Genomic DNA, 14,591 nt, shown 5'->3' with positions numbered 1-14,591 from the left:
TTAGGTAGTGAAATTATCGTATCACTTAAAAAAATTCAGTAAACTGACTTAATTGTGAACATGCAGAGCGTAAAATGGAGCGTAGTTTTCTTTTCAGTTGAACAATTCGTTCGTTTCTTCTAAGATGAAATAAAGCTTCAAAGAGAGGAGAAATACATGAGCTTTCAAACGTACTATTTATCGAATGGGATCCCTGTTTACATCAAGACGATTCCAACCAGTTTTAAAGTATGTATCGATATTCTCGTTGGGGTTGGTTCGCAAAGCGATCCAAGCGATCAACAAGGGTTGGCCCATTTCGTTGAACATATGATGTTTCGAGGCACGAACAAAAGAGACTATAAGCAAATTTCGATTGATACGCTAAAGATTGGCGGTTTCCTAAACGCTTATACGGAACGCGACACGACGACCTATGCCCTGGACGTGCCCTATCGACAATGGGAGAATGCGCTCGATATTCTGCTTGATCTGTACCTTCATCCACTGTTTCCGGCGCATGATATCGATCGGGAGCGTTCAATCATTCAAGAAGAGATTGACATGTACAATGATATTCCTGGCGAGTTTCTGATGGACCGATTCATGGAAATTTTGTATGAAGGACATGCGATGGCGCACCCGATTCTCGGAACCCGACAAAGTATCGCCACAATTGGACGCGACGATGTTCAGGGTTTTTATGAACGTTGGTATTTTGATGAAACGCTAACGATCTCCATTGCGGGCAGAATTGAGGCCGACGAAATTTTGCCCATTTTAGAAGCGAAGCTAGGCAAGCGAAAGTTCACGCAAACGCCCAAGCCAGCGCAGGCGGAATCTAAAATCATCAAGGGGATAGAACGTTATCATCGTGAGGTGGATCAAGCCCAGTTGTTGCTAGGGACGCGCGCCCCGGGACTTGAAGATCCCGATCGTCTACCGATTCAGGTGATGAATGCGATTTTAGGCGGCAATGAGATTTCCAGGTTGTTTCAGCGCATTCGCGAAGAAGAAGGATTGGCTTATGCGGTTGACAGCTCTCATGAAGCTTGGTTAGGGTCTGGTTGTTTTGTCGTGAGTGTTGGACTCGACCATCGGAAGATTGACGATGTGGAAAAAATCATTGTGGAGGAATGGGAGCGGATTCGACGCGATCCGGTTAGTGACGAGGAACTAACCGTTGCCCGCAACTCTTTGGAAGGATTTAAAATTATGGGGCTAGAGGGCGCGGGCGCTTACAATGCCCATATGGGAGCGATGGCGGTTAGGGGACTTCCAGCCGATCCTGAAGAGGAGTTGGCTCTCATTCAACAGGTAACGGCGGCGGATGTACAGCGGGTGGCTGCGCGTATGTTAGACCCTGATAACTATTTATTCACGGCGCTATTACCGCAGGAAAAGAAGAAGCGTTAGCGTTTCCAATTTGCTACTAAAAATAGGAGGCTTTTGTCATGCTCGGGAGAAGAACAATCAAAACAGCGGTATCTGTGATGGTCTCCCTTTTTGTCGCTACATTGCTCGGGCTTGAACCGGCTGTTTTCGCCGCAGTCGCTGCGGCGATTTCTATTCAGCCGACGAATGAACGTTCTTTGCGTTATGCCGTCGAACAAATTCAGGCCAATATTGTTGGGGCAGTCGTCGCCATTTCTGTCGCGCTATTATTCGACGTTCATTTTTATACGGTGTCGTTGGCGATTATCACGGTGATTACGTTAACCAATCTATTTAAATGGAAAGAAAGTATCCCACTGGCGATCGTGACTGTTATTTTTATTATGGAAGCTCCGACTGATAACTTTTTATTTTATTCGGGGAATCGATTTATGATCACGTTTGTTGGGGTTGTCATTTCCGGCTTGATCAATATCGTCTTACTCCCTCCGAAGTATGTCACCCATTTACGCAGAAATTACGAACAGGCATTAAAAATTTTGATCGTCTACTATTCATATTGGCAAGCGGAAGGCCTGTTTCGATTTAAGGAAATGAATGAATTGAAAGAGATTGTTAGCCAGACAGCCCGTTTTGAACAGTGGATGCGGGAGCAGTCCAAAAGTGAAGTGCGCAAGAAAAACTATTACAAAGGGTTGCACATCGAGGCGAGTAAGAATGAGATTCTACAAGATTTTATCGTCGTGACCGAACATTATGGACGGATCCATTGGCCTGATGAACAAGCCCAAATGAGAAGCGAAGAAGAAATTAAATTGTTGTATGAATCTGTGTTAGCGGTGATGGCGCATAGCGCCTTACCTAAAGGGACTGGCCTTGACCTCGAGTGGTGGAAACAATGTTACATTCGGACGGATGAGGAACACGGCGGACAAAGTTTATTGGAGATCTTAACCGCGCTCGGAAGGATGGATAGGCGGTTGCGGCGCTATAATCGATATGTGAGTCAAGAGGGTCATTTTCCTTATTTAGAGGAGGAAAATCGATGGCTCTCCTGGCGTTGGAGATGGTAGGCAGCTCATGATTTTTGTGAGCTGCTTTTTTCGTTGGAACCTGGACGATCTCGGTTACATATGGTGAGGTGAACGAGAAATAAGGGCAGGTGAAGAGGATGGCGCCGAAAAATAGAAGAACAAATAAAGCGGTAGCTTCGACTGTTGATCCGATGGAACATTTCATGCAGACTGTCACGGTTGATACGTGTATCGCATGTAAGCAACCATGCTCAAGAGGGATGGCCTATGTCGAAAAGATGAAGCGACCGGGAGCCATCGGTTACGGCGTACCTTGTATTTTAACAAAAGGAAAACCGGGCCGGATGCAGCGCAGGAGAAGAAGATCATAGGAGATAGAACAGGTTTAAAGAAGATAGAGGGAGCAGAAACGTTTTTATATAGGTACATGAAACAGGGAGGGAACCGAATGGGTTCCCTCCCTGTTGTTGAATGCTAAATATTATTTGACCTCATAGTAGGACGGATAATTCGCTTCATATTCGCCAATTTGTTGATCGTACTCGAGCGTAATCGCGATATCGTCGAGCCCTTTCAATAAACATTCCTTGCGATAAGGATCGATCTCAAAGCTCATCGTGAGTCCACTTGCGTCGGAAACAGTTTGCGCTTCCAGGTCAACCGTCAAGGCGTAGCCTTCTTGCGCTCCTGTGTTTTGGAATAATTGTTCGACCTGTTCTTCGCTTAAGCGAATCGGCAGAATCCCGTTTTTAAAACAGTTGTTAAAAAAGATATCGGCAAAAGAAGGGGCGATTACGACTTTAAAGCCATAATCTAGCAGTGCCCATGGCGCGTGTTCCCGAGAAGACCCGCAGCCAAAGTTCGCGCGCGATAATAAAATATTTGAGCCTGCGTAGCGTGGCTTGTTTAATTCAAAATCATCATTTTTTTGATCTTGTTCGTCAAAACGCCACTCATAAAATAAAAATTGTCCAAATCCAGAGCGTTCGATTCGTTTTAGAAATTGCTTCGGAATGATTGCGTCCGTATCCACGTTGACACGGTCAAGCGGCGCGACTACGCTCGTAAGCTTTTTAAATGGTTCCATTGATTGAATCACCTTCCTATTATGAAATTTATTTAAAATCCCAGTCGCGGACATCGTGGAAATGTCCTTTGATTGCAGCTGCCGCAGCCATCGCGGGGCTAACTAAATGCGTTCTTCCGCCACGGCCTTGACGACCTTCGAAGTTACGGTTGGAAGTTGAAGCGCAGCGTTCGCCAGGAGCTAAGACGTCAGGGTTCATCGCTAAGCACATGCTGCAACCAGGTTCACGCCAATCAAATCCCGCTTCTACAAAGATTTGGTCCAAGCCTTCTTCTTCCGCTTGTCGTTTGACCGCTTGCGAACCCGGCACGATCATCGCATTGACACGCGAAGCTACCTTATAGCCTTTGGCCACTTTTGCGACGGCCCTTAAGTCTTCGATTCTACCATTCGTGCAAGAGCCGATAAAGACGCGATCAATTGCAATTTCGCTGATGGGCGTTCCCGGCTTTAAGTCCATATAATCAAGCGCGGCAGCGCATGCTTTTTGGTCATTGATGCTCTCAAAATCAGTCGGAGTCGGCACGGATTGCGTAATGTCCGCTCCCATTCCCGGACTTGTTCCCCAAGTGACTTGCGGGGCGATTGTGGATGCTTCAATTTCAACGATGTGATCATACGCGGCTCCTGAATCGGTTACCAATTGTTCCCATACCTTGACCGCTTCAGCCCAAGCTTCTCCTTTCGGAGCATAGCGTCTGCCTTCTAAATATTGAAATGTCGTTTCATCGGGAGCGATCAGCCCTGCTCGCGCGCCCGCTTCGATGGACATATTACATACGGTCATGCGATCTTCCATCGACAACTGGCGAATGGCCTCTCCCGTATACTCGATGACATATCCTGTAGCAAAATCCGCTCCGAATTTAGCGATAATGCCTAAGATTAAGTCTTTTCCAGACGCGCCAGTTGGTAATTGACCATTCACGCGAACTTCGAGTGTTTTCGGTTTCGTTTGTTGTAAGCATTGCGTTGCGAGCACATGCTCGACTTCGCTCGTGCCGATTCCAAAAGCAAGCGCTCCGAAAGCGCCGTGTGTGGACGTATGGCTATCTCCGCAAACAATCGTTTTTCCTGGCAGAGTTAAGCCGAGCTCAGGTCCAATAATATGCACAATCCCTTGATCAGGACTGTTTAAATCGGCGAGCGGCACGCCGAAGTCGTTACAGTTTTCAACGAGCGTATCGATCTGTTGTTTAGCGATTGGATCGGTAATATTAAATTTGTCTTCCGTCGGTATGTTGTGATCCATTGTCGCGAACGTTAAATCTGGACGACGCACTTTTCTTCCAGATAAACGCAGTCCTTCGAATGCTTGCGGCGAAGTAACTTCGTGCACAAGGTGAAGGTCGATATAAAGCAAGCTCGGTTTACCTGCTTCTTGATGAATAACATGGTTGTCCCAAATTTTTTCAAACATCGTCTTTGGCTTCATTGCTTGTTTCCCCCTAACGTTGTTACACATGATTAATTTATTTTTAACATTTTCTTTTCATTAAGTCTAGGATATAATAACTATAAAAGATATAGGTTTAACCTATAGTGATAGGTGAGAAGCATGGAATTAAGACAATTGAGGTATGCGTTAATGTTAGCCGAGGAGAAGAACTTCTCGCGAGCGGCCGAGAAACTTCACTTAGCGCAGCCTTCTTTAAGTCAACAAATTATAAAACTCGAGAAAGAACTTTCTGTATCATTATTTGAGCGCCGCCCCGGCTCGTTACAACTGACATACGCAGGGAAAAGGTTTATTGATCAAGCGTCTCGAATCATTGACCAAGTGGAACAACTCAAACAAGAGATGATGGATGTTGCCGAAAGCAAGAAAGGACAATTGGTGATTGGAAGCTTGCCGATTACAGGAGCGCGGTTGTTGCCTCAGGCATTGCAACAATTTCAACATGATTTTCCAGGCATCGAGTTGGTGTTAGTCGAGGAACCGACAGCTCAACTTGAGTCATTAACAGCGAGGGGACAAACCGATTTCAGCTTATTGTCACTGCCATTACATGAACAGGGGTTAGACTTTATTCCCGTTCTTGAAGAAGATATTCTACTGGCGGTCCCGCCGCAACATCGGTTTGGTACTTTAAAAGAAGCTAAGTTAGCCGACTGTCAAGATGAACCGTTCATTCTATTGAAAAAGGGGCAAGGTTTTCGTCAAATTGCCGCCCAACTTTGTCAACAGGTTGGGTTTGAACCGCAAGCGATCTTCGAAACGACGAATATTGAAACGTTGCAATCGCTTGTCGCCTCGGGGATGGGAATCGGCTTGATCCCAAAGATGGTCACACGATCGGAACATGCAACCCTGCGTCCGATTTACCTCCCAATTTCCGATATTCAGGCGCGTCGGACATTAGTTTTAGCGTATAAGAAAGGGCGTTATTTATCAAAAGCGGGGGAACAGTTTATCAGCTTGATGAAAAGGCTGGTCAAACAAGGAAACTATTAGTTTCAATAACACATTGTTATGTTGGCGCGCTTCGCTAAATTCGATATACTATAATGTAATATTGCTAATACATAGGGGGAATAAACGGTGAAGTTAAACGTTCAAATCGAATTTTGTAATATGTGAAATTACTTGCCAAAAGCCATCAGTTTGGTGGAAGAATTAATGAGTGATGACAATTTTCGAAATGATGTGGAAGATGTGGCGCTCTTGCCTAAAGGAGGCGGAATCTTCGAAATTACCGTTAATGACCGATTGGTATACTCTAAAAAAGAGTTGGATCGATTCCCAGAAGAGAACGAAGTAGTCGGATTAATCAGAGAGTTAATATTAAACTAAAGGAGCCAAATCGCTCCTTTTTCATAGACGAGAGAAAGCTGGGTTTAACCCTTGTCAGTGGGAATGTGTATGAGAGGAAAATCGGATGACGCAAGCAAAGTCTTTTCAAGGCATTATTTTTGATATGGATAACACGTTGTTAAAATCGAATATTGACTTTCATGAGATGAAGCAGGTTGTTTACGATTTTTTATTGGCAAACGAGATCATCGAGGTCAATCCGAATTGGGAAAGTCAGACAGCTTCGCAAATCATCGAATCAGGCCGCGCGCATCCACGTTTTGCTCAATTTGAACAAAAGGTGTGGCGTTTGGTCGGGGAAGTAGAAGCAAAGGGTATGCGTGATGCGGCCTTGGAGCCTCATGCGCGCGAAATTTTGCAAGCCCTCAAGGAAGCAAATAAAATCGTGACGATCGCTACAAATAACGCCTATTCGGCCGCGCGGGAAGCATTAGAGCAACTGTCCATTTTTCATATGTTTGATTGTGTGATTGGTCGTGAACAGATGGAAGCGTTGAAACCATCGCCTTCCTGTTTGTTTATAATGATGAGAAAGTGGGGCCAGCTTCCAAAAGATCAGTGGGTGTTTATCGGGGATTCTTGGATCGACGGTATGGCTGCTCAAGAAGCGGGTATCCCTTTTATTTCATATCAAGCAAATCAAGATGAACTTTTGGAACAAGGAGTTGCAACGTTCGAACATACGACTGCTTTGAAGGAATTGGAGCGTTTGTTACTTTAGTTGAATGAACGCTCGCTTCATGGGCCTACATAACCCTTCCAATCCCTGTCTATAATAGCAGAATAGCTACTTATTTTGATGAGGAAAGGAAACAAGCGATGGATGTTGAAAAAGAACTGGAGAAGTTGCTGACAGAGGGCGAATTAGAGAAACAAGATAAACAGCTTGAAGCCGTGAAGCGTCTGCCGCCGAAGTGGGTGGCGGTTTATCCGAGTTCATTTCATCAGGTGGATGAAGAGAACAAGCTATTGCGTAAATTTGTGAATGAAGCAGAACGAGATAAAGAGAAAGAGAGCAAATAAGATGATTGAGCTAAACAATAAAGCAGAATGGGACGAACAGATCGCCAAACAAGAATTGACAGTCGCTAAATTTTACACTGCTTGGTGCCCGGATTGTCATCGGATCGATCCTTTTATGCCCGAATTAGAAAAACAATTTAAGGATCAAATTTCATTTGTATCCCTCGACAGAGATCGATTTCCGGAATTGAGTCAACAGTTGGATATTTTCGGGATTCCTAGTTTTATCGCATTTAAAAACGGTCAGGAATTGATTCGTTTTGTAAGCAAGCTAGGTAAATCCAGGGAAGAGATCGAACATTTTCTGCAACGAGCTGTTCAAGTCGCTTCCACGCTGGATGAATAGAAGAGGTAAAGCAGTCTGATTACGGGCTGCTTTTTCTCCATCATAGCGTAATTGCGAAACGGGAATAAGGCGCGTGGCTGTTAGCGTATCTGCTAGTTAAGATGACATTGTAAATAGAATAGGAGAATCCATAAATGAAAAAACAAACAATGGGAATTGATATTGATGGCACGTTAACGGAATTTGATTCCTTTATTCCTTATTTTAATGAGTTATTGGGGAAGCAGGTAAAGCCTGAAGAGATTGTACAATATGATCTTCACGAAATTTTTGAAATGGATTACGACGATTTTTCAAAACTATTTGACGAACATAGCGCGCCTGTCTATGAGCAATCGCACCCGCGTAGTTGCGCACAAGAAGAGCTAAAGTGGATTGATGATCATTACAACATTGTTTATATCACAGCTAGGTTAGAGGAATTTGAAGAGTTGACGGAAAAGTGGATTAAGGAACATGGATTCCCGAATTCCCCGATTGTTTGTACAGGCACGCACAATAAGATCCCCGCAATTAAGGAATATCATGTCAACTACATGGTTGAAGATCGCTTGGAAAACGCTTTGCATATTTGGGAAGAATTGAGTGTTCCTGTTTTTCTAATAGATACGCCATATAACCAGGCGACCTTGCCATCTGGAGTGCATCGTGTGACGAATTGGCGCGAAGTGACGAATTTCTTGAAAGAAAATGGAGGAGATGCTTGATGACGGATTTTGGGGGACTCCGCGGTTTGATTCGACTTATCAACCGTTTAGAGTCAGATCCAGGCAAAATAAAACTGACTGTGCTTAGTCGCGAGGAACATCAGCGCGTTGCAGAGGAAATTCGAGACGAACTCCTGACATTTAGCGCGGCGGAAGATATTCAAGTTGAAACAAGGACTGGCGAGTACCTGAATGAGATTGCGATTATCCACACCGGTAAAAATAAGTACACGCTATCACAAGATTACCAAGGTCCACACTTTAGTGAGATCAATCGATATGCATGCCGCATTACACCAGAAACGGCAGGACTGCTTGTTTTTCATACCGATTCTCCAGGGATTGTCCACGAGGTTTCAAAAGTGTTAGCCCATCACAAAATCAACATTTCAAGTATGAACCTTTCACGGGAGCAAAAAGGGAGAGACGCATTGTTGGTTTCACTAACAGATGAACCGATCCCTACCGATGTCATTACCTCTATTCAAAATCTGCCTCGCGTGGATCGTGTCCTTTCACTTCATTAAATTGAAGATGCTTGATGAAGTGAAATGGAAATTTTCTTATCTATAATAAAAATGGATAACTCGGATCGTTCAGCCGCCAATTGGCGGTTTTTTTGTTTTTTATACACAAGCTATTGACTTTTTGAATATGATGTGTTATAGAGTTCGTTGCAATGAACGCAATCCGATGTTGTGAAGCGGTGTGTAAGGGATCGAGTAACCTGTAGATCAGCGTTATCAGAGCGCATCACTTGCATTGATGTTTATACATCCATTTAGTGGTAATACTATCAGGGAGAGACGGACTGCTTCTCATCTGTTAAATAAGGGATAGCGGAAACATAGCGGTAATAAGCGTTTGACTCTACGGAGTCAACGGTTGTTGGCGGGAACTCCAAAGAAATCTAATTGCAACAAGCGCGCTAGTGTTGGCTCACTTGACGTTGAACAAGCGTCGCCCCGTCGTTCACCGAACGAAATCGTTTTTTCGCGATAAATTTCGACATTAAGCGCGCGAAGGAATTGAAAGGAGGGGGACATGATATGAAGTTAGAAGAAAAACTAATCGGTCAGTGGATCGAATTCAAGTATAAAGACTATCTTGGACAAGAGTGGATTGGCGTTGGTTATGTGACCATCTTCTCGCAATCAGGCTCTTACGTGAAAGTTTATGATCCAACGCTTCGTAGAACGTTTAATGTCCCGATCAAATCCATAACTGTCAAAGAGGACCCTCATTTAAAATTAGATGACATTAACTGCATTATTGATCTTGCTCTTGACAGACGAGACTGGAATTGGTTACGGGAATTGCGCGCAAAGAAGGAATCGATGTTAGATGCGCAGTAGACGGGCGGCTCTTCCCAACCCGTCTTTTTGTTGTCAGTCTGTACATATAAGATGAAGTGATTGATTCGCGTCCCTGTGATTCATGCGCGTAAAGCTTTGATTCGTTTATGAAGGAATGGGTGATCGAGCATCGATTCGCGGAAACGACCAGTGTCTTTTTTTAACAGCCAATGATAATACCACTGTTTACTGTTTGGAAGTTTCCCTAAATTTTCAAACGCTTCCGTTTTCGCTCCCCGTTCTAATTTTTTTAACGCGGTGATCATCGCCTCAGCTGAACTAACTTTTTTACCATAACGATCGGCTTTGTATTCATCTTTCCTAGAAAATAGATTTTCAATCAACAGATAACCTAGACGAAACAAGAAGGTGAGGGATAGAGCTTTTAAGTACGCGGGGTTTTGCGAGATTAAGGACATTAATAGCAAGAAATAGCCTGTCGCTTGGATCGGGAGCAATGTATAGAGGAGTTCATCGCCGATTCGATTAACGATGCGCATGGGAACCATCGCGTCCGCCCCCATTTTAAGATGGCCTAATTCATGTCCGACGACCGCTTTTAACTCTTGTTCTGTCAGTAATTCCTTCCAATTTGCGGGAAGTAAAATACGGCGAAACACATAGCCCGCATTCATTTTGTTCCATAAGATGACAGTTACTTCACCCGCTTTTAAATCAATGCAAACCTCTTTAACCAGCCTTACTGTTTCCTCGTCTAACCCTAATTTTTCCTCCACTGTTTCTGATTCATTCGACAATGGCGTCATCATCGTTAACTCTCGGGTGCGTTGTTGATACGTATATTGCATAGCTGGATCTAAAAAAATGAGGTATTGTTGCCAGTTGAACGCAGCCGCGGTTTGTAAAGCGAGAAAAACATCGTCGATAATTAGTTTGGCGTACAGTGACGAGAGGGCATAACGGAAAGGAAGTTTAATCATGCTGCCACCTCCTTCCCTATCTATATGCGCCTGAACAAAAGCAAAGAAGTAGCTTGAAAAGTTAAAAGGGTTTTAAAGTTCCTTTTTTAAGGTTAGTGTCGCTTCATTGGCTAACAACAGCAGCTTATTCGGTTCATTCATTTGAGCAATTGTGTCCTCGTCGTCTGGCGGGAAGTCCATCCAGATTTCAGCGCCTAGTGGTTGTCCGTCTGTCTTAAAGCCCAAGCGCAAATCATACCCTTTCCAACGATTCTCAATCATTTCTATTTCCGTTAGGGAACCATGCAACACGGTGATCGTTTCATCAGTATCGAGATCATCATCTTCCCACTCTGTATAGGTCATCTCAAGCGGTTGATGTATAAACTGATCGCGAATCACGGCGACAAGCTCCGATGTTTTCGTCCATTCCAACTTTATCTCTCCTTTTAGTTTCGTTATGTACAACCGATAATTCCCACTATAGTGGTTAGCGGCAAAAATCGCAAAAGAAAGGGTTGACCTTGCGTTGTCATTGTATGAAGTATTAATCTTGCAAAATAAGGAAATAGTAGATGGGGACGAGGAGGTGAATAATCATGGCTAAGAAAAGAATTGGTGTTGAAAACACATTGAGCGATATTGCGCAGACTTTGAAGAATCAAGGTCATGACGTCGTTAACTTAGATGAAAACAATGCGGCTGATTGTGATTATTGTGTCGTTTCCGGGCAAAACAAACATTTGTTCGAAGTTTCTCAACGAGCGAATATGGCTGGTGTAATTAACGCCGACGGGATGACAGCGGACGACGTACTTAACTCGATCGATCACAGCTTCTAACAATTAAACGGGGTTTACCCGCAGCGCAAGCGATTGAATAACCGTCCGTTTGGGCGGTTATTTTTGCTTTATGTGGGTCAACGAGTCCAAAACGAAGCAGATTAAGAAAGATATCTCCTTTTTCTTAATCTGCCTTGATCACCCCGCATCAGACGACAACTACTTTTCTTCATTATTAGGCTGCATCGCTTCTTTTACTTCGTTAATAAACTCTTCTCGGCGAATTTTATCTTTTTCCAAAAAATCATCAAACGTTTTCAAAATCCCCTTCATCATCGTTTCATATGTTTCGTTCTGGCCTGTTAAGGAAGCGTTTGTTGCGGCAAATGAACCAAAGCAACAGAGCATCGCAAAAGCGATGGAGGTTGTATCTACATAAACAAAGACGTTTGCGTTTCCGCTATGATTAATCATGTTGTCAATATCAATTTTTCCGTTTGACAACGCTTTACCCTCCCGATAACTTTTATTTTAAAAAGCCCCACAGTGTGTGGAGCTTGTTTTTAAGGTTCAAACTTCTTTTGTTGTTGGAACTGCGCGGCTAGGGCAAGGGCAATCGCGGCGGCTAAGGCGGTAGATTCAGCTGAGTTTTCCACACAAACCTCGGAATTTCCACTGTTTTTAAGTTTGTTCTCCATTTTTCTGCTCATTTTTATTCCCCTTCCACAGATGTTTTATGTTAGAACTTGCTTTGTATTTGAGCTTCCAACGCCTTTGCTAAAACAGCAGCAAGTGATGTTGAAGCTGATTCAGCCTCATTTCCAACCCGAACCTTTGAGTTGCCGCTTCCCTCTAATGTGTTTTTTATTTTTTTACCCATTTAGGCCCCTCCCTTCATATCCGTCTACTACAAATTATGAACAGCGCGTAATATGGTCACGGCGAATGATTCTATTTATTTAAATATGCGATTGTACAGGTCAGTCAGAATGAAGATCACATACTATGAGGATATCTAATAGAGGGGGGGGGAGGGCAGTGTATTTGAGGGATCGGATTCCTTTGCGAGATGATCGGCGATTGATAGATCTAGCGGCTTCCCAATTTAAAGTACATCCTTCCGTCATTGAAAAAAGACTTGCCAAAGCTACGGGAGTCACGGTTTTGGAGGATGGCGGCGTTGTCGTTGGCTATATTTGTTATCGAATTCGTGATAAGGCATTGTTTGTCGATTTAGTCGTCTTGGATACTACTTATAAAGGAAAGGGAATCGTCAGCGGGTTTTCGAACGCTTTTTTTGAACAAGCCAAAAGAAAAGGAGTTGAAGTGATCCAAGGGTTGGTGGAGAAAAATAATCAATATGCACTCGCTGTGTTTAGACATCTCGGGTTTTCGGTTAAAAGGGCTTTCTTGTTTACGTTGCTAATTGAAAAACGCTTGTAAAAGCTTGTAAGGGCCTGGAAAAGTAGTTTTGTTTGAATAATACGAGGGAAAAGGAGAACAATAATGTCGTCCCTTTTATTGGTATAAAAAACGAAAATTTGATACGATTATATAAACGACTGGTTTAAAAAGGAGATGATACGTTGCAATGACAAAAGAAAATGCTGAATCCGCTGTTGGATGGAATTTTGACAATAGTTACGCCCGTCTGCCCGACATGTTCTATTCGAAGGTGGATCCAACGCCTGTGGATTCGCCGCGCATCATTATATTAAATGAGTCACTGGCGGAGTCGCTTGGTCTAGACAGTGAATCTTTAAAGAAAAATGGAGGTTTGGCGGCCTTAGCTGGAAATGAAGTTCCAACAGGGGCATCCCCACTAGCGCAAGCGTACGCTGGTCATCAGTTTGGACATTTCACGATGCTAGGTGATGGCAGGGCGATTCTACTCGGTGAACAAATCACTCCTTCGGGAGAGAGAGTCGATATTCAATTGAAAGGCCCAGGGCGCACTCCGTATTCTCGGTCAGGTGATGGCAGGGCTGCCCTGGGACCCATGTTACGCGAATATATTATGAGCGAAGCGATGAATGCTTTAGGTATTTCGACAACACGCAGTTTGGCCGTCGTGAAAACAAATAATGCAGTCATTCGGGAGGAGCGATTACCTCTGGCCATTTTAACTCGTGTGGCAACGAGTCATATTCGGGTCGGAACATTTCAATATGTATCCCACTGGGGGAAACAAGAAGATCTACAAGTTCTCGCCGACTATACGTTGAATCGTCATTTCACAGAAGCGCTTCAAGCGGATAACCGCTACCTTTCGTTATTAAACGAAGTGATTGACCGTCAAGCGACGCTGATTGCCAATTGGCAGTTGGTCGGCTTCATTCATGGCGTGATGAACACAGATAATATGGCGCTAAACGGGGAGACGATTGATTATGGTCCCTGCGCATTCATGGATGTGTACGATCCAGCAACAGTCTTTAGTTCAATTGATGCGCAGGGCCGATATGCATATGGAAACCAACCGTTAATTGGGGAATGGAATTTGGCCCGATTTGCGGAAACCATCTTGCCGTTGTTGCACAGTGATCAAAGCAAAGCAGTTGAGATGGCACAGGATGCGATATCCCGTTTTGCGGATCGATTCCATGATCAGTGGTTGACAGGGATGAGGGCGAAGTTAGGGTTATTTAATGAAGAAGTAGATGACGAAAAGCTGATCGCCGAATTGCTTGACCTCATGCTGAATAATAAAGCTGACTATACGAATACATTTCGCTCGTTAACTTTCGACAAATCGGGAGCAACTACGTTGTTTGGGGCTCCAGCCTTTTTAAGATGGATGGAAAAGTGGGAGGCGCGACGGGAGCGACAATCGGAAACGAGGCAAGCGTCGCTACAAATGATGAAACATAATAATCCAGCGGTCATTCCTCGCAACCATCGTGTTGAAGAAGTTTTAACTGCGGCGGTTGAACGCGATGATTTCACTCCTTTGACGAAATTCCTTGCGATTTTATCCAACCCTTATGAACATACAACCGAGCAGGAGGAATACACAACATTGCCGCCGGCATCCACGCGACCGTATCGAACCTATTGCGGCACGTAAAAAAGATATAATAGTGAAAATGCGCGTGTTGGGTCTAAAATGTTACAAATTTCTCTCTTTTTTTCATTTCATTGTGAAGAA

General features: G+C 43.9%; 21 protein-coding genes. 14 read left to right on the top strand and 7 right to left on the bottom strand.

The window, feature by feature from the left end; genetic code table 11:
• Positions 1-156 precede the first annotated feature (156 nt).
• From BEP19_RS01410 to BEP19_RS01400, 3 genes are all read left to right on the top strand, one after another.
• Positions 157-1,395 carry a M16 family metallopeptidase gene (locus tag BEP19_RS01410; RefSeq protein WP_120188079.1) on the top strand — a complete coding sequence of 413 codons (1,239 nt, stop codon included), beginning with the start codon at positions 157-159 and terminating at the stop codon, positions 1,393-1,395.
• Positions 1,396-1,433: 38 nt separating this feature from the next.
• Positions 1,434-2,447 (top strand): FUSC family protein, encoded by a 1,014-nt coding sequence (locus BEP19_RS01405; RefSeq protein WP_120188078.1) that lies wholly within the window; start codon positions 1,434-1,436, stop codon positions 2,445-2,447.
• A gap of 152 nt (positions 2,448-2,599) precedes the next feature.
• Positions 2,600-2,779, top strand: a complete 180-nt coding sequence (locus BEP19_RS01400; RefSeq protein ID WP_120188121.1) for a hypothetical protein — start codon at positions 2,600-2,602, stop codon at positions 2,777-2,779.
• A 110-nt stretch (positions 2,780-2,889) separates the two neighbouring features.
• Here the strand turns inward: BEP19_RS01400 and leuD are convergent, their stop codons facing one another.
• Both leuD and leuC read right to left on the bottom strand, forming a co-directional pair.
• Positions 2,890-3,495 carry a 3-isopropylmalate dehydratase small subunit gene (leuD, locus tag BEP19_RS01395; RefSeq protein WP_120188077.1) on the bottom strand — a complete coding sequence of 202 codons (606 nt, stop codon included), beginning with the start codon at positions 3,493-3,495 and terminating at the stop codon, positions 2,890-2,892.
• A 28-nt stretch (positions 3,496-3,523) separates the two neighbouring features.
• Positions 3,524-4,930: a 3-isopropylmalate dehydratase large subunit gene (gene leuC, locus BEP19_RS01390; RefSeq protein WP_120188076.1), complete on the bottom strand. Its 1,407-nt coding sequence runs from the start codon at positions 4,928-4,930 to the stop codon at positions 3,524-3,526.
• Positions 4,931-5,053: 123 nt separating this feature from the next.
• On the opposite strand from leuC, the gene BEP19_RS01385 reads away from it, so the two are divergent.
• From BEP19_RS01385 to BEP19_RS01350, 8 genes are all read left to right on the top strand, one after another.
• Positions 5,054-5,950, top strand: a complete 897-nt coding sequence (locus tag BEP19_RS01385) for a LysR family transcriptional regulator (RefSeq protein ID WP_120188075.1) — start codon at positions 5,054-5,056, stop codon at positions 5,948-5,950.
• A gap of 132 nt (positions 5,951-6,082) precedes the next feature.
• Positions 6,083-6,289 (top strand): Rdx family protein, encoded by a 207-nt coding sequence (locus BEP19_RS01380; protein WP_281269256.1) that lies wholly within the window; start codon positions 6,083-6,085, stop codon positions 6,287-6,289.
• 85 nt (positions 6,290-6,374) lie between these two features.
• Entirely contained in the window at positions 6,375-7,031 is a 657-nt protein-coding gene (locus tag BEP19_RS01375) for an HAD family hydrolase (protein WP_120188073.1), read from the top strand.
• A gap of 98 nt (positions 7,032-7,129) precedes the next feature.
• Positions 7,130-7,333: a hypothetical protein gene (locus BEP19_RS01370; RefSeq protein ID WP_120188072.1), complete on the top strand. Its 204-nt coding sequence runs from the start codon at positions 7,130-7,132 to the stop codon at positions 7,331-7,333.
• Between the two features lies 1 nt (position 7,334).
• On the top strand, positions 7,335-7,679 hold the full coding sequence (locus BEP19_RS01365) for a thioredoxin family protein (protein WP_245983219.1): 345 nt from the start codon (positions 7,335-7,337) through the stop codon (positions 7,677-7,679).
• A 134-nt stretch (positions 7,680-7,813) separates the two neighbouring features.
• Positions 7,814-8,386 (top strand): 5' nucleotidase, NT5C type, encoded by a 573-nt coding sequence (locus BEP19_RS01360; protein WP_120188070.1) that lies wholly within the window; start codon positions 7,814-7,816, stop codon positions 8,384-8,386.
• Positions 8,386-8,913, top strand: coding sequence for an ACT domain-containing protein (locus BEP19_RS01355; protein WP_120188069.1), 528 nt, complete (start codon positions 8,386-8,388; stop codon positions 8,911-8,913). The genes BEP19_RS01360 and BEP19_RS01355 overlap by 1 nt, the downstream gene beginning before the upstream one ends.
• Positions 8,914-9,435: 522 nt before the next feature.
• Positions 9,436-9,741, top strand: coding sequence for a hypothetical protein (locus BEP19_RS01350; protein WP_120188068.1), 306 nt, complete (start codon positions 9,436-9,438; stop codon positions 9,739-9,741).
• A gap of 80 nt (positions 9,742-9,821) precedes the next feature.
• On the opposite strand, the gene BEP19_RS01345 is transcribed toward BEP19_RS01350, so the two are convergent.
• A complete protein-coding gene (locus BEP19_RS01345; protein ID WP_120188067.1) occupies positions 9,822-10,682 on the bottom strand; it encodes a M48 family metallopeptidase in 861 nt (286 codons plus the stop codon).
• A 72-nt stretch (positions 10,683-10,754) separates the two neighbouring features.
• Positions 10,755-11,096, bottom strand: a complete 342-nt coding sequence (locus BEP19_RS01340) for a hypothetical protein (protein WP_120188066.1) — start codon at positions 11,094-11,096, stop codon at positions 10,755-10,757.
• Positions 11,097-11,260: 164 nt separating this feature from the next.
• On the opposite strand from BEP19_RS01340, the gene BEP19_RS01335 reads away from it, so the two are divergent.
• Positions 11,261-11,503, top strand: a complete 243-nt coding sequence (locus tag BEP19_RS01335; RefSeq protein WP_120188065.1) for a YkuS family protein — start codon at positions 11,261-11,263, stop codon at positions 11,501-11,503.
• A 159-nt stretch (positions 11,504-11,662) separates the two neighbouring features.
• Here BEP19_RS01335 and BEP19_RS01330 read toward each other — a convergent pair whose 3' ends face one another.
• From BEP19_RS01330 to BEP19_RS17480, 3 genes are read right to left on the bottom strand one after another with little or no spacing between them, the layout of a single operon-like run.
• Positions 11,663-11,947 (bottom strand): hypothetical protein, encoded by a 285-nt coding sequence (locus BEP19_RS01330; RefSeq protein WP_120188064.1) that lies wholly within the window; start codon positions 11,945-11,947, stop codon positions 11,663-11,665.
• A gap of 59 nt (positions 11,948-12,006) precedes the next feature.
• Positions 12,007-12,153 (bottom strand): hypothetical protein, encoded by a 147-nt coding sequence (locus tag BEP19_RS17485; protein WP_170145218.1) that lies wholly within the window; start codon positions 12,151-12,153, stop codon positions 12,007-12,009.
• A 29-nt stretch (positions 12,154-12,182) separates the two neighbouring features.
• Complete coding sequence (locus BEP19_RS17480; RefSeq protein WP_170145217.1) at positions 12,183-12,323, bottom strand: hypothetical protein; 141 nt, start codon at positions 12,321-12,323, stop codon at positions 12,183-12,185.
• 164 nt (positions 12,324-12,487) lie between these two features.
• Between BEP19_RS17480 and BEP19_RS01325 the strand changes: the two genes are divergently transcribed.
• On the top strand, positions 12,488-12,886 hold the full coding sequence (locus BEP19_RS01325; protein WP_170145216.1) for a GNAT family N-acetyltransferase: 399 nt from the start codon (positions 12,488-12,490) through the stop codon (positions 12,884-12,886).
• A 148-nt stretch (positions 12,887-13,034) separates the two neighbouring features.
• Positions 13,035-14,510 carry a protein adenylyltransferase SelO gene (locus BEP19_RS01320; protein WP_120188062.1) on the top strand — a complete coding sequence of 492 codons (1,476 nt, stop codon included), beginning with the start codon at positions 13,035-13,037 and terminating at the stop codon, positions 14,508-14,510.
• The last annotated feature ends 81 nt before the right edge of the window (positions 14,511-14,591 follow it).

Origin of the sequence: Ammoniphilus oxalaticus, assembly GCF_003609605.1 — a bacterium.
GTDB lineage: Bacteria > Bacillota > Bacilli > Aneurinibacillales > RAOX-1 > Ammoniphilus > Ammoniphilus oxalaticus.
Note: the sequence above shows the minus strand (reverse complement) of the source record. Positions and strands in the feature narration are given on the sequence as shown.

Excerpts from the sequence above, each read along its gene's own strand:
- BEP19_RS01320 (WP_120188062.1), top strand. The coding sequence starts at position 13,035 with ATGACAAAAGAAAATGCTGAATCCGCTGTTGGATGGAATTTTGACAAT.
- BEP19_RS01400 (WP_120188121.1), top strand. The coding sequence starts at position 2,600 with ATGGAACATTTCATGCAGACTGTCACGGTTGATACGTGTATCGCATGT.
- leuC (WP_120188076.1), bottom strand. The coding sequence starts at position 4,930 with ATGAAGCCAAAGACGATGTTTGAAAAAATTTGGGACAACCATGTTATT.
- leuD (WP_120188077.1), bottom strand. The coding sequence starts at position 3,495 with ATGGAACCATTTAAAAAGCTTACGAGCGTAGTCGCGCCGCTTGACCGT.
- BEP19_RS01410 (WP_120188079.1), top strand. The coding sequence starts at position 157 with ATGAGCTTTCAAACGTACTATTTATCGAATGGGATCCCTGTTTACATC.
- BEP19_RS01360 (WP_120188070.1), top strand. The coding sequence starts at position 7,814 with ATGAAAAAACAAACAATGGGAATTGATATTGATGGCACGTTAACGGAA.
- BEP19_RS01350 (WP_120188068.1), top strand. The coding sequence starts at position 9,436 with ATGAAGTTAGAAGAAAAACTAATCGGTCAGTGGATCGAATTCAAGTAT.
- BEP19_RS01375 (WP_120188073.1), top strand. The coding sequence starts at position 6,375 with ATGACGCAAGCAAAGTCTTTTCAAGGCATTATTTTTGATATGGATAAC.
- BEP19_RS01355 (WP_120188069.1), top strand. The coding sequence starts at position 8,386 with ATGACGGATTTTGGGGGACTCCGCGGTTTGATTCGACTTATCAACCGT.
- BEP19_RS01365 (WP_245983219.1), top strand. The coding sequence starts at position 7,335 with ATGATTGAGCTAAACAATAAAGCAGAATGGGACGAACAGATCGCCAAA.
- BEP19_RS01335 (WP_120188065.1), top strand. The coding sequence starts at position 11,261 with ATGGCTAAGAAAAGAATTGGTGTTGAAAACACATTGAGCGATATTGCG.
- BEP19_RS17480 (WP_170145217.1), bottom strand. The coding sequence starts at position 12,323 with ATGGGTAAAAAAATAAAAAACACATTAGAGGGAAGCGGCAACTCAAAG.
- BEP19_RS01345 (WP_120188067.1), bottom strand. The coding sequence starts at position 10,682 with ATGATTAAACTTCCTTTCCGTTATGCCCTCTCGTCACTGTACGCCAAA.
- BEP19_RS01405 (WP_120188078.1), top strand. The coding sequence starts at position 1,434 with ATGCTCGGGAGAAGAACAATCAAAACAGCGGTATCTGTGATGGTCTCC.
- BEP19_RS01370 (WP_120188072.1), top strand. The coding sequence starts at position 7,130 with ATGGATGTTGAAAAAGAACTGGAGAAGTTGCTGACAGAGGGCGAATTA.
- BEP19_RS17485 (WP_170145218.1), bottom strand. The coding sequence starts at position 12,153 with ATGAGCAGAAAAATGGAGAACAAACTTAAAAACAGTGGAAATTCCGAG.
- BEP19_RS01385 (WP_120188075.1), top strand. The coding sequence starts at position 5,054 with ATGGAATTAAGACAATTGAGGTATGCGTTAATGTTAGCCGAGGAGAAG.